Consider the following 13,351-nt stretch of genomic DNA (forward strand, 5'->3'; position numbering starts at 1 on the left):
TTTACTACCGTTTTAATATACTTTTAAGATTGCTTATCCGAATTCAATAAATTTTATAACTTCGAGCCCCAAATAAACGCTAATGGATTTAAAAAATTATAGAGGTGTTCTGCACGGCGATCAGGTGCAGGAACTATTTGAAGCAGCAAAAAAGCACCAGTTTGCTTTACCGGCAGTAAACGTTATTGGTACTAATACTATCAATGCAGTTATGGAAACAGCTAAAGCTGTTAACTCTCCGGTTATTATTCAGCTGTCAAATGGCGGTGCACAGTTTTACGCCGGCAAATCATTGGATAATTCAAAACTTCAGGCCTGTATTTTAGGTGGTGTATCTGCTGCAAAGCATGTTCACCTGTTGGCTGAGCATTACGGCGTTGCGGTTATCCTGCATACAGACCATGCTGCCAAGAAATTGTTACCGTGGATTGATGGCCTCCTGGATCATGGCGAGAAATTTTTTGCCGAAACAGGCAAGCCTCTATTTTCATCGCACATGCTCGACCTTTCAGAAGAGCCTATTGAAGAGAATATCGAAATTTCGGCTAAATATCTTGAGCGTATGGCTAAAATGGGCATGACCCTTGAAATTGAGTTGGGTGTAACCGGCGGTGAAGAAGATGGTGTTGACAATTCTGATGTTGACAGCTCTCGTTTATATACCCAGCCAGAAGAGGTTTCTTATTCATATGAGCACCTTTTAAAAGTAAGCCCCCGTTTTACTGTAGCTGCTGCTTTTGGTAACGTTCATGGTGTGTACAAACCAGGTAATGTTAAGTTACAACCGGTTATCCTGCATAACTCACAGGAGTATGTTAAACAAAAATTTGGTTTAACTGCCGAAAAACCGATCAACTTTGTATTCCATGGTGGTTCTGGTTCAAGCCAGGAAGAAATCCGCGAAGCTATTTCATATGGTGCTATCAAAATGAATATTGATACCGATATGCAATGGGCTTACTGGGAAGGCATTAAAGATTACTATAAATCAAAAGAAGGATACCTGCAAAGCCAGATCGGTAGCCCGGATGGTGAGGATTCTCCAAACAAGAAATATTATGACCCGCGCGTTTGGTTACGCAAAGGTGAGGAAAACTTTGTAAAAAGGCTTTCTGTTGCCTTTGAAGACCTTAACTGTATCGACGTTTACAGCAAATTATAATATTCATCAGAAATTAACAAAGCGCCTGTACATTTGTTGTACAGGCGCTTTGTTGTTTACAGGCAGCTGGCGATTCCATTAAAAAAAGATAAAGTCTGCTATATGGTTGAAATTAATAAAAAGAAAAAGAATTTGTTTGAACGCTTTGCCAATTGGGCCACTATAGCCACGGGCAGTTCGGGCGCATTTATCACGGCTTTTGGTATCATCATTGTTTGGGGAATAACCGGACCATTATTCCATTATTCAGATACCTGGCAGTTGGTTATCAATACCGGTACTACTGTGGTTACTTTTCTGATGGTTTTTTTGATCCAAAAATCGCAAAATAAAGATTCGAAGGCTATACATTTGAAACTGAATGAGCTGCTTGCCTCGTACCAGGGGGCAAGTAACCGGATGGTTGATATTGAAGATATTACCGAAAAGGAGCTCGATCAATTGCATAAATTTTATGTGGAACTGGCCGGACTTGCCGAAGAGGAAGATGATATCACCTGTACGCACTCTATTGATGCGGCAAGAGAAAACCACACCACAAAACTCAATCATTTCAAAACAAAACCGCATTACATCAATGCCCGCAAAAATCATAGTAAAAAAAGTAACGGAGCAAGCTGATCTTGATATCGTGCATGCCATAAGGAGGGAAGTATTTGTAGTTGAACAAAATTGCCCTCCCGAGCTGGAATATGAACATGAAGATGTATCTCATCATTTTTTAGCTACCGTTGATGGAGAACCGGCCGGTGCCTGCCGCTGGCGTAAAACCGAAAATGGTTATAAGCTTGAGCGGTTTGCCGTATTGAAAACGTTCAGAGGATTTGGGATAGGAGGAGAGCTGGTGAAAGCGGTGTTAACTGATTTGCCGGCCGATGCGGATTATGTTTATCTTAATTCGCAAACCCACGCGGTACCTTTTTATGAAAAACTGGGTTTTGAAGCATCAGGGCCGGAGTTTGAAGAAGCCGGGATCAAACATTATAAAATGGTGAAGAAGTAAAACGTTGTCGTTTTGCAGCGACTATTTAAAAGTAAAGAAAGCGTTGTTGCTTCCTACCTGCCCATGACAAGTTAAAAAGGATGTCATGTTGAGGCTCTCGAAACATGGTGGGCGGGGCCTCTGCGCGCGAGTCTTCGATGGGCTTAGACTGACAGTTCAAAGTTTGTCATTACACCTTCAGGGGCCATCGGATTTAATCACTCAGACTGACTACTATGGTCGATAAACCAACGGTGAATAAATGAGGGTTATTTCTTTTTGGATTTCCTCTTTTTAGATGCTTCTGCCAGCGGATTAAATTCAAGGCACAAATTAATCCAGTAATTCAGCTGGTCGTTGGTTTGCAGGTTGAAGTCTTCAACATAAACATAGCCTTTCATTACTCTTTCGCCGCTTACCATTTGGTTACAGTTTCCTTTCTCAAGTTCAATAGCGGCTTGTTGTTCGCCAATGCGGCACAAAATGCTATTGTCGCGTACGCAAACACATAACTTATCATCTACCATAAAACAAACTCCCTGGAACATTTTCTTTTCTTCCACCACCGGAAGGTCCATTAATTCTTCGCGAATACGATCGGCCATTTGTTCGTTATATGCCATAAGGGTTTATATTTTTTCACGCAGAGGCGCCAAGACGGCAACGGAATCCGGCGTCTTAGCGCCTTAGTGAAATAAAATTACAATTAATTCTTATCAACAAATTTGTAATTAGCCTCATTATACCTGTCGCCGGTATCCGGGTATTTAGCTAAAACGGTTTCAATATCCTGTAAATCATTGGCTGTTAATTCCACATCAACCGAACCTGCATTGTCCAAAAGGTATTTTCTCCTCTTTGTTCCTGGAATAGGGATAATGTTATCGCCTTGTGCCAGCACCCAGGCAAGCGCCAACTGGGCAGGTGTGCAATTTTTTTGAGTGGCAAGCTTTGCAAACTCATGAGCCAGCCCCATGTTATTTTCGGCGTTGGCATCCTGATAACGGGGCAGGCTTTTCCTGAAATCGTTATCAGCCAGTTTGGTTACATCCAACGTGTTTGTTACCAAACCGCGCACCAGCGGACTGAATGGCACAAATGAAATCCCAAGCTCTTTGCAAACTGGTAATACCTCAGCCTCTACATCGCGCGTTAGCAAGGAATATTCACTTTGTAATGCGCTGATTGAATGCACCGCATGTGCACGACGGACAGAATTTGCCGAAGCTTCAGACAGGCCCAGGTATTTTACCTTACCTTCTTTTACCAGGTCGGCCATGGCGCCAACCATGTCCTCAACAGGCACATTTGGGTCGATCCGGTGGGCGTAGTACAAGTCAATCACATCCGTTTTTAAGCGTTTTAAGCTCTGCTCAACCGCGGTTTTAAGATAAGCCGGCGAGCCGTCAAACTCGGTCAATCTGCCATCGGCACCGGCCCTGAAACCAAATTTGGTGGCGATGAAGATCTTATCACGATTGGGTACCAATACCTTTGATACCAGTTCTTCATTTCGGCCATTGGCATAAACATCGGCCGTATCCCAAAAGTTAATACCTATTTCTATTGATTTTTCAAGCGTAGCTATTGATTCATCGTCATCCGGCTGGCCGTAAGCATGATTCATGCCCATACATCCCAGTCCAATGGCCGAAAGTTCAACTCCGGTGTTTCCTAATTTTCTGTATTTCATAATGTGGTAGTATTGTTTATTATCAAAGTACGTGAAATAACAAAAGCATATCAACCTCAATTTATAAGTATTATGTAAGGTTATACATTGCAGATTAACTTTTTCTGGTTAATTTGAAAAAAAATCGAGTGGTTGTCCAATTCAGCCAAACCTGATCGTCTTTTGGTTTTTAACCATTAAATTCAAAAAACATGAACGAGTTCTTATTGATCTTCAGAAGAGACGCAGAAGCCACTGCAGCGCAGCGGTCGCCCGAACAGATGCAAACCATGATGAATTACTGGCGCGAATGGATTGGCGGGATTGCCGCACAAAACAAACTGGTGGCCGTAGGCAATAGGTTGGATACCTCCGGCAGCGTAGTAAAACCCGACAATGTGGTAACAGACGGCCCTTATGTTGAAGTTAAGGAAGCTATAGGCGGTTACAGCATTATCAAAGCGTCGTCGCTGGAGGAAGCCGCGGAGTTATCAAAGGGCTGCCCGATCCTGTCGGTAGGGGGAAGTGTCGAGGTGCGTCCTATCATCCCAATGGAAGTATAATTGATTTGCAGCCTCCCATATACGGGAGGCTGCTTGTTTTATGCAGCAAGATCAGCTTCTACCACATTTGTTCCGCTCCGAATATCAAAAGATAATCGCGGTATTATGCCATTATTTCGGCTTTGAACATATAGAAGCCGCCGAAGATATTGCCAGTGATACTTTTCTCACAGCTGCCGAAACATGGGGGATCAAGGGGTTGCCGGATAACCCTAAGGCATGGTTATATACTGTGGCCCGCAATAAAGCAACTGATTATTTAAGGCGTGGCTCCAGGCTTAAGCAAAAAATAGCTGAAGGGATTGTTGCAGAGGATAATTACGAGGCGGAGATCGATCTTTCTGACCAAAATATTAGCGACAGCCAGCTGCAAATGATGTTTGCTATTTGTCACCCGGTATTGCCGGCCGAGGCGCAGATTGCCCTGGCGTTACGTATCCTTTGCGGTTTCGGAATTGATGAAATTGCGGAGGCTTTCTTATCAAATAAAGAAACCATTAACAAACGTCTGTTCAGGGCTAAGGAAAAGCTCAGGGAGCAAAAAGTAAAGATCGTTTTTCCTGAACCGGCTGATATTGTTAACCGGCTGGGCATCGTACTGAAAACTTTATACCTGCTGTTTAATGAGGGCTATTACTCCAGCTGCCAGAGCACTACATTGCGAAAAGATTTGTGTTTAGAAGCCATGCGGCTTAACTATCTCCTTATAGAAAACAAACAAACCAACCTGCCCGAGGTGAATGCCTTGTTATCATTGATGTGTTTTCATGCTTCAAGGTTTGATGCCCGGGTAGATGAACATGGCGAAATGATCCGCTATGATGACCAGGACAGAATGCTTTGGAATGATGAACTGATAGTAAAGGGGCGATACTACCTAAACCTTGCCTCTAAAGGAAACGGCGCCGGTAAATATCATATTGAAGCTGCTATAGCTTATTGGCATACCGTTAAAACTGATACTACCGAAAAGTGGGAAAATATATTAATGCTCTACAATAGGTTACTTATCGCTGCTTATTCGCCCGCGGCTGCGTTGAACCGGGCTTATGCCCTGGCAAAGGTAAAAGGGAAGGAGAATGCCATTATTGAGGCCGAAAAGTTAAAATTGGATACTAATCATTTGTACCATGTGCTGCTTGGTTACTTGTATACAGGGGTAGATCGTAAAAAGGCAGTATCGCATTTGCAAACTGCCCTGAAACTGGCTAAGACCGCTACAGATAAAAGTAGAATTATGAAGGATTTAGAGGCTTTATTGTGAGTTAGTTATAAAAAAACGTCATTGCGAGGAACGAAGCAATCCCCGATAAGCAGGTTCGCCCTGTATAGCTTGGGATTGCTTCGTTCCACGCAATGACACCTTTAAGTATTACCAGACTTACGAAGTTTTTAAAACTTCGTAAGTCTTTATTAGTTTTTAATTAGATATCTTGAAATCAGCTACCAACTTTTCATCGGCCGAGCTGCTGCCCAGTACTAATTTGTAGCTGCCGGGATAAAGCTTCCATTTGTGTGTGGCAAGGTCCCATTTCTGTAAATCCTGAACAGGGATTTTCAAAGTAACGGTACCTTCTTTATCCTGCTCCAGACTGATGCGTTTAAAGCTTTTTAATTCTTTAACAGGCATCCTGTCGATGTTGGGATATTTAATATACGCCTGCACTACTTCATCGCCATTAAATTTACCGATGTTTTTAACGTTTACTGTTACTGCAAGGGTATCGGCTTTTTTGTAGGTGTTTTTTAATTTACTGCCCAGGGTGTAGCTGAACGACGTATAACTTAAACCGAAACCAAAAGGATATTGTACCGGGCCGGTATAGTAACGGTAGGTGCGGTTTTTCATATTGTAATCGCTGTAATCAGGCAGGTCGCTCATATCTTTATAAAAAGTAAGCGGCAGGTGACCAGATGGCGAAACTTCGCCAAAAATAATATCAGCTAAAGCGTTACCGCCTTGCTCGCCGGGGTACCAGGCAAATATAATGGCATCGGCATAAGGCTCAATAGCGGATATATCAACATCGCTGCCTGCGGTAATTACTGCTACAAGGGGCTTGTTTTTTACACTTTTGCGCAGTTCTTTCATAAATGCAATTTCGCTGGCAGGCAGGCTCAGGTTTTTTTTATCGCCGCCGCTTTCAGATAGGAAAGCATCGCCTGCTTCGCCTTCCAAAACGGGGGAGAGGCCTATCACAGCAATGGTAGCATCAGCATTACCCGCAGCCCAGGTGCCGCCAAAATGGGTGGTATCTTTATAGTCGCACCCTAAATCATACTCAACACGGGTTGCCTTATCAACAGCGCCGGTAATGCCCTCAACAAAATTGATCACCTTGCTGCTGGTGCCGTGGTAATTAGCTATCATGGCGTCGAGCGAGGCCGCGTTTGGCCCAACCACCATAATGCTGGAGTAGCTGCTTTTTTTGAATGGCAAAACATTGTTGTTGTTCTTTAACAATACCATACTTTGCTGGGCCACTTTACGGGCCAAAGCCAAATGTTGTTCATTGTGAACACTGTCGGCCCCGTAACCATGATAAGGATTAGCGGCCGGATCGTCATAAAAACCCAGTTTAAATTCGGTGCGTAAGATAGCGCTCAAGGCCTGGTCAACATCTTTTTCGGTAAGTAAACCTTGTTTAATGGCCTTGATACCATCGTTCTGCAAAATGGATGAGCAATCCAGGTCAACACCAGCCTTGATGGCAGCAGCAGCTACTTCAACCGCAGTTGGTAGTGTTTTGTGGGTAAGGTACACATCATCCAGGGCACCACAGTCGGTTACTACATGGCCGTTAAAGCCCCATTCTTTCCGCAGAATGTCGGTAAGTAGCATTTTATTGATAGAGTTTGGTACACCGTTAACACGGTTGTAGGCGCTCATTACCGATTCAACGTGGTTTTTAACCAGTTCGTGAAAAGCATACAGGTAGGTTTCGCGAAGGTCTTTTTCATCAACCTTAGCGTCAAATTTATCGCGGGTGGCTTCGGGGCCGCTGTGTACGGCAAAGTGTTTGGCCGTGGCAGATGTTTTCAGGTATTTAGGATCATCGCCCTGCAAACCTTTAACAAAAGCTGAGCCCATACGGCCGGTCAGGAAAGGGTCTTCGCCATAAGTTTCCTGCCCGCGTCCCCAGCGCGGATCGCGGAAAATATTGATGTTGGGCGTCCAAAAGGTAAGTCCCATGTATTGCAGGTGCCTGTCTTGTGCAATGGCCAGGTTATATTTTGCACGGGCTTCAGTTGATATTGCCGTTGATACCTGTTTTAACAGATCTTCATTAAATGTAGCCGACATCCCGATAGCCTGTGGGAATATGGTAGCTTCACCGGCACGGGCTACGCCATGCAAAGCCTCGTTCCACCAGTTATAGGCAGGGATGCCTAAACGTGGCACGGCCTGGCTGCGGTAGCCTAATAAGGAGATTTTTTCTTCGATGGTTAATTTCGATAAAAGATCTTTTACGCGTGAATCAATCGATTGCGAACCGTCTTTATAAAAAGGAGCTTGTGCATTTGCGGTAGAAAATTTTAGTAATGCCGTAAGCATTACCAAACAACATAGGAGTTTGTGTTTTATGGTGGAAGCCATTTTTAGATGATTTATTTTTTGAGTTTAAAGTTAATATTTATTCCATAAGTATGGGTTGGCGGAAGGCTTGCTCCCTCGATTCCGGCATATTTTATATCCGGCGAAAATCCAGATTCCGGATCGATATTGGCCGAGCGCTTCATGATGGTCCAGAGGTTTCTGCCTACCAGTGAAAAGGTTATGCCTTCAAATGGTGTTTTATTAAGAAAGCCCTTTGAAAAAGTATAGCCAAAAGTAACTTGCCGTAATTTGATAAACCTGCCGTCAAGCACATTTAATGCAGATACATTTTGGGCTAGCGCCTGGTAATAGTTTTGGGCAGGTACAGCAATCGTGTTCTTTTCACCATTGCTGTTTACGCCATTGCCAATAACGCCGTTTTCCCTGCCTGAAAGGGTAAGCTGGTTAAAGCCCCTGTAAATGCTATTATAATTTGTAGCCGATAATATCTTATTACCAAAACGGTAATCGATCAAAAATGAGAGGCTTAGTTTGCCAAATGCAAAATTGTTGTTTAATCCACCGTATATATTAGGCACCGCGCTGCCCATAGGTACACGCGGGCCGGCCATGGGTAAACCATTTCCGTCAAAAATGATCTGTCCTTTATCATTTCTAAGGTAATCGTTGGCCATAATCTGGGGCCCTGGCAAGCCTTTAACCAGTGCCGTAGCAGCATTTAGCGGGCGGTAAGTACCGAAGCTTATGTTAGCCGACTCGGGAGTGCCGTCTGTTTGAAGGATCTTGTTTTGTACATAGGTAAAATTAAACGATGGCGACCAGTTAAAACTTGTTGTTTTAACTGGAGTGCCGCTTAGCTCAATTTCAATGCCGTTGTTTTGGGTTGAGCCCGTAGGAATAAACCGCCGTGCAAAACCGGTTGCCAGATCAAGGTCGCCTTTAATGATCTCATTTTTTGTTTTACGGTGAAAATAGGCTACATCAATTCCAAGCCTGCCGTTTAGAAATTTAAGCTCGGTACCGGCTTCCATTTCGGTAAGCGTGTAAGGCTTAAGAAATAAATTGGGCAGGCTGTCGCTGAAACTGCCGATGGCAATACCGTTTATCGAATAATTTGTTGTGTAATATTGGGTTGTTACATATGCATCAGTTGGCTCGCCGCTCGTTTGCGCATACGATAACCTCAATTTTCCGAAATCAAGGCTGGGAATATGAACAAGATCGGAAAATAAAAGACTTGCCGATACCGAAGGCGTAAAGATACTCCGGTTATCGCTCGGCAACGTGGAGTAGGCATCGTAGCGGCCGGTAGTAGTTATGGTTAAATAGTCTCTGAATGAAAAATCAACAGCGTAATAGCTCGAATGCGTTTCGGTACTTTTATAGTTGTAGTTGCTGCTCTTGATGCTCAAATTATTATAGCTATAAAAATATGGTACAATGAATGGGCCTCCAAAAAGCTTCGTGTACTCGTATGTGTTTTTGCGTAGGTTAGTCCCGGCAGATATGTCAAAACTCAACACCTTAGGAATGATGTCATGTTTGGCACCTATTAACAGGTCACTGTTTAGTTCAGATCGTTGGGTGTTTGACTGTTCATCAAGTCCCCCCGTTCCGCCGGCGTAATAAGCGGTTCCGGTTGGGGTAACCGTTTTTCGTTTATCGTAAAGGATGTCGTTGCCCAACCTCAACTGAGCATACATCCAATTATTGAAATTATATTTGCCTGATAATGCAGCTATTAAGCGGTTACGGTTTACATCATTAATAAACCGGTTAACGGTAAAATAAGGGTTTGTAGTAAAGGTGTCGCTATTCCATCTTATTTCACTGCCATCTGAAGCATAACCAGGCGCAAGGATAGCCTGATCTTCGTTGGCTGCCAGATATTGAATGTTATTTACATTAAAAGGCCCATCGCTCAGGTTGGGTTTTAAGTTAGAAGTTTCGTTGATGAAATTAGCTACAATATTAATATTCAGTTTTTTGGTAACATTTTGACTTGCCGATAAGTTGAACGTTTTGCGGTTGAGATCACTGTTTCGTACTATTGAGCCGTTGCTAAGGTTTGATAATGACAACCGGAAATTACCATTGTCGTTACCGCCGCTAAATGCAGCAGTGTTGGTAAAAGTATAACCCCGACGGTAAAATTTACTGATATTATCTGTTACAGCCGAGTAGGGGTAATATTCGCCATCAAATTGAATTGTGGGTTTACCGTCCAGTTTTTCGCCCCAGCCATAGTTGCCTGAGGATATTGCATTGGTTACGGTAGTCGGCCTTATCCCATACAAACCCTGGCCGTATTGCGTTTGATAATCAAAGGTATTAATTGCTTTATCAGTTTGATAATTGGTATTAAACTCAACACCAAATGGAGTGTTTTTTTTTCCTGTTTTGGTAGTTATTAAAATTACGCCATTGGCCGCGCGTGCTCCATAAAGTGCCGATGCCGCCTGGCCTTTTAATACGGTCATATTTTCAACATCGTCGGGATTTATATTGCTGATGCCATCGCCAAAGTCGGCCCCGCCCCATTCATTGGCTGAGCCCCTTTGAGTATTATCCATGGGCACACCATTAATAATAAAGAGTGGCGCGCTTGCACCAAAACTTGTAACGCCTCTTAGTAAAATACGCGCAGAAGATCCTGGTCCGCCGTTTATGCCATTGATACTTAAACCTGCTACGCGCCCTTCTAATGAGTATGCTACATTTGATTCCTTGGCTTTATCAAGTACTTCACCACTAATAGTTGTTACTGAATAACCCACCCTTTTTTGTTCCTTGTTAATGCCAAGCGCCGTTACAACTACCTCGTTTAGCACATTACTTACTGTAAGCGGAATAGTTAATGTTGCAACGTTATTAAGTTTTACCTCTTTTGTAATGTAACCTACAAAACTCACTATCAACGTTGACCCAGAGGGTACTTCAAGCGAAAACGCGCCCTTCGCGTCAGTGAGCGAGCCCATGGTTGACCCTCTTACCCTAACTGTAGCGCCGGCAAGCTGTGCGCCATTTTCATCAACAACAATGCCCGTTACCTTAACTACATTAACTATTTCATCAATTGGGGCAATTACTATTAGGTGATTGGCAAGCTCGGTATAAGCGAAGCCCGAATTGGCCAAAATTTTATCTAAAATGCTTTTAACATCTTCATTATCAACGTCTACGTCAACTTTGTTTAAAGTGGGGATTTTTCTTTCGCTGTAAACAAAATGATAAATGCTTTGACGTTCGATGGCTGAGATCACCTTTTTAAAATCGGCCGATTTTAAATTGATAGTGACGCGGGTTTGTGAATATACAGTTAATATAGCCAGTAAATTGAAGAATAATATTAACCTAAACCGTATTTTCATTTATACTGATAACCTAAACCTGTCGCCAACATCCATTGGGGATGCCTAAATTTACATAAATTTTATAATTAGCACAGGTAATAGTGTAAAATGACCGAATTGGTAGGTAACAATTACGAATATTGTAAAGCACAGCCAAGCCAACTGATGGGAACAAATGTACTGATAACTAACTGTAGAATTATTAGTTAGTAGATATAAATGGCAGCGTTTTTAATTTTGTAATGAAAATCTTCGGTAATGCGTAATGCGTCAAGAGCCTGGGTGATGGATTCTTTTTCATAAGTGCCGCTGAAACGGTACTTTTTCATTTCATCATTTTTAAATTTGATCTCAACACCATACCAGCGTTCCATGCGCATGGCGAGGTCGGCAAAGCTTTCGTCCCTGAAAATGAGTTTATTCTGTGTCCAGGAGGTTTCTAAAATGGCACTGTCGTCCTGGTGAAGGCGGGTAAAGCTGGTTAAGACATATTGCGTACCGGCACTGCTGTCGGTAGCTGGTGAAAGCTTGGCCTGGTTTTTACGTACAGTAGTAAACGAGCCCTTTTTAACAATCAGTTTTTCGCTTGGTTTTAAAATGATCCTGTCCGATGGCCGGTCGTCAAGGGTAACTTCAATGGCGCCCCTGATCAGGGTTGTTTCACTTGACGGATCATCGGGGTATGATTTAACGTTAAAAGCGGTACCCAGCACCTTAATGTTCATTTTTTCGGTATGGATAATGAACGGGTGTTCATGATCTTTATGTACATCAAAAAAGGCTTCGCCGCTTAAATAAACTTCGCGGGTTTTGCCTGTGAAGTTTGTTGGATATCTTAACGAACTTTGCGAATTAAGAGTGATACGTGTACCGTCGGTTAATACAATGGTTGATTTATCGCGGGCAGACGTATTTTTATTTTGCCAGGCGGCGGATGTTGTGCTTGCAATTCCGTGGCCCAAAGTAACTGTTTTTGAATAAAAAAGGTACGCGCAACCTGCTATTAAAACAACAGCGGCCGCAGCACGCCAAAGATAATGCATCGTGCCCTTTTTAACGGGGTTAATGGCCGCTGCAGGTTCAATAACTTCCTGTGCTTTAATTTTTGACTTTATTTTTTGAAAGGCGAGGGCATTGTCGGCATATTGGGCATCGCTATGTTTCCAGTAAGCAGAAAGGGCTTCGTATTGTTCACGAAGGGAAGCATCATTAGCTAAGCAACGCTGAAATTCATTATTTTCATCAGAGCTGATTTCATTCGACAATTTTTTGCCCACCAACTCTATAAATTTATCATTGCCCATCGTATAATTGCATCCTTATTTATGATAGGACAACTTATTTAGGTTAATTACTTACAAGGTTAAAAAAAATAATTGAAAATTACAATTGTGCTCCCTAAAATGTTGATTGCATTGGTTTTAACACAGCTTCGTGGTGTTTATTGTATTGTGTCAAAACGACACTAAGCTTCTTGATCGCTCTGAAAAGTTGCGTTTGTACCGTGCGGGGCGAAATATTAAGAATTTCGGCCACTTCCTTATACTTCATACCATCCTCTTTTATCAGTCTGAAAACAATTCGGCATTGTTGGGGTAAACCGGCTATGGCCTGGTCCATCCTAAAAATAAGCTCTTTGTTTTCAATTTCCTTTTGAGGGTTATAGGTGTTTACAAATTCTACCGTATTGGTTTCTTCAATTTGTACAACGTGAATAGTTGAGTATTTTTTGATGTGGTTTAGCGATTGGTTTTTTACCGCTACAAATAAATAGGTTTCAGGGTTTTGAATTTCGGTAAGGTTTTTACGGTTAAGCCAGCATTTTACAAACACGTCCGAAACTATTTCTTCGGCAATCTCCCGTTGATGTACGTAGAGTACACAAAATTTAATGAGCGAGTTGTTAAGGACATGGAAAAACAACTCAAAAGCGTTCTCGTCATCATTGTTGCAAATGAGTTTCCATAATTTTAGCGTATCAACTTTTCTGTCTCTCAAACCGAAGATTTTTTAATTAATCAACTAAATTTAAACTTAATAATGGTGTAACAATAATAACA

Annotated in this window: 11 protein-coding genes; 5 read left to right on the forward strand and 6 right to left on the reverse strand. The window is 42.5% G+C overall.

Features of this window, described 5'->3' with window-relative positions:
* Positions 1-82 precede the first annotated feature (82 nt).
* The 3 genes from fbaA (at position 83) to ABID99_RS08000 (ending at position 2,165) form a co-directional block, all read left to right on the forward strand.
* A complete protein-coding gene (gene fbaA, locus ABID99_RS07990) occupies positions 83-1,162 on the forward strand; it encodes a class II fructose-bisphosphate aldolase (protein ID WP_090526963.1) in 1,080 nt (359 codons plus the stop codon).
* Between the two features lie 102 nt (positions 1,163-1,264).
* Entirely contained in the window at positions 1,265-1,783 is a 519-nt protein-coding gene (locus ABID99_RS07995; protein ID WP_373613381.1) for a low affinity iron permease family protein, read from the forward strand.
* A complete protein-coding gene (locus ABID99_RS08000; protein ID WP_090526965.1) occupies positions 1,740-2,165 on the forward strand; it encodes a GNAT family N-acetyltransferase in 426 nt (141 codons plus the stop codon). Before ABID99_RS07995 ends, ABID99_RS08000 begins: the two co-directional genes overlap by 44 nt.
* 248 nt (positions 2,166-2,413) lie before the next feature.
* Here the strand turns inward: ABID99_RS08000 and ABID99_RS08005 are convergent, their stop codons facing one another.
* A complete protein-coding gene (locus ABID99_RS08005) occupies positions 2,414-2,767 on the reverse strand; it encodes a TfoX/Sxy family protein (protein ID WP_090526967.1) in 354 nt (117 codons plus the stop codon).
* An 83-nt stretch (positions 2,768-2,850) separates the two neighbouring features.
* Positions 2,851-3,837 (reverse strand): aldo/keto reductase, encoded by a 987-nt coding sequence (locus ABID99_RS08010; RefSeq protein WP_373613382.1) that lies wholly within the window; start codon positions 3,835-3,837, stop codon positions 2,851-2,853.
* Positions 3,838-4,028: 191 nt separating this feature from the next.
* On the opposite strand from ABID99_RS08010, the gene ABID99_RS08015 reads away from it, so the two are divergent.
* Positions 4,029-4,379 carry a YciI family protein gene (locus ABID99_RS08015; RefSeq protein ID WP_091162621.1) on the forward strand — a complete coding sequence of 117 codons (351 nt, stop codon included), beginning with the start codon at positions 4,029-4,031 and terminating at the stop codon, positions 4,377-4,379.
* Positions 4,380-4,419: 40 nt separating this feature from the next.
* Complete coding sequence (locus ABID99_RS08020) at positions 4,420-5,643, forward strand: RNA polymerase sigma factor (RefSeq protein WP_373613383.1); 1,224 nt, start codon at positions 4,420-4,422, stop codon at positions 5,641-5,643.
* A 156-nt stretch (positions 5,644-5,799) separates the two neighbouring features.
* Here ABID99_RS08020 and ABID99_RS08025 read toward each other — a convergent pair whose 3' ends face one another.
* The 4 genes from ABID99_RS08025 to ABID99_RS08040 form a co-directional block, all read right to left on the reverse strand.
* Positions 5,800-7,977 carry a glycoside hydrolase family 3 N-terminal domain-containing protein gene (locus ABID99_RS08025; protein WP_373613384.1) on the reverse strand — a complete coding sequence of 726 codons (2,178 nt, stop codon included), beginning with the start codon at positions 7,975-7,977 and terminating at the stop codon, positions 5,800-5,802.
* An 11-nt stretch (positions 7,978-7,988) separates the two neighbouring features.
* Positions 7,989-11,309, reverse strand: a complete 3,321-nt coding sequence (locus ABID99_RS08030) for a SusC/RagA family TonB-linked outer membrane protein (protein ID WP_373613385.1) — start codon at positions 11,307-11,309, stop codon at positions 7,989-7,991.
* 188 nt (positions 11,310-11,497) lie between these two features.
* The gene (locus tag ABID99_RS08035) at positions 11,498-12,595 is read right to left on the reverse strand and encodes a FecR family protein (protein WP_373613386.1); all 1,098 of its coding nucleotides are present in this window, start codon (positions 12,593-12,595) and stop codon (positions 11,498-11,500) included.
* Positions 12,596-12,689: 94 nt separating this feature from the next.
* The gene (locus ABID99_RS08040) at positions 12,690-13,289 is read right to left on the reverse strand and encodes an RNA polymerase sigma-70 factor (RefSeq protein ID WP_176627486.1); all 600 of its coding nucleotides are present in this window, start codon (positions 13,287-13,289) and stop codon (positions 12,690-12,692) included.
* Positions 13,290-13,351: the final 62 nt, after the last annotated feature.

Origin of the sequence: Mucilaginibacter sp. OAE612, from assembly GCF_041806395.1 — a bacterium.
GTDB classification, from domain to species: domain Bacteria; phylum Bacteroidota; class Bacteroidia; order Sphingobacteriales; family Sphingobacteriaceae; genus Mucilaginibacter; species Mucilaginibacter rubeus.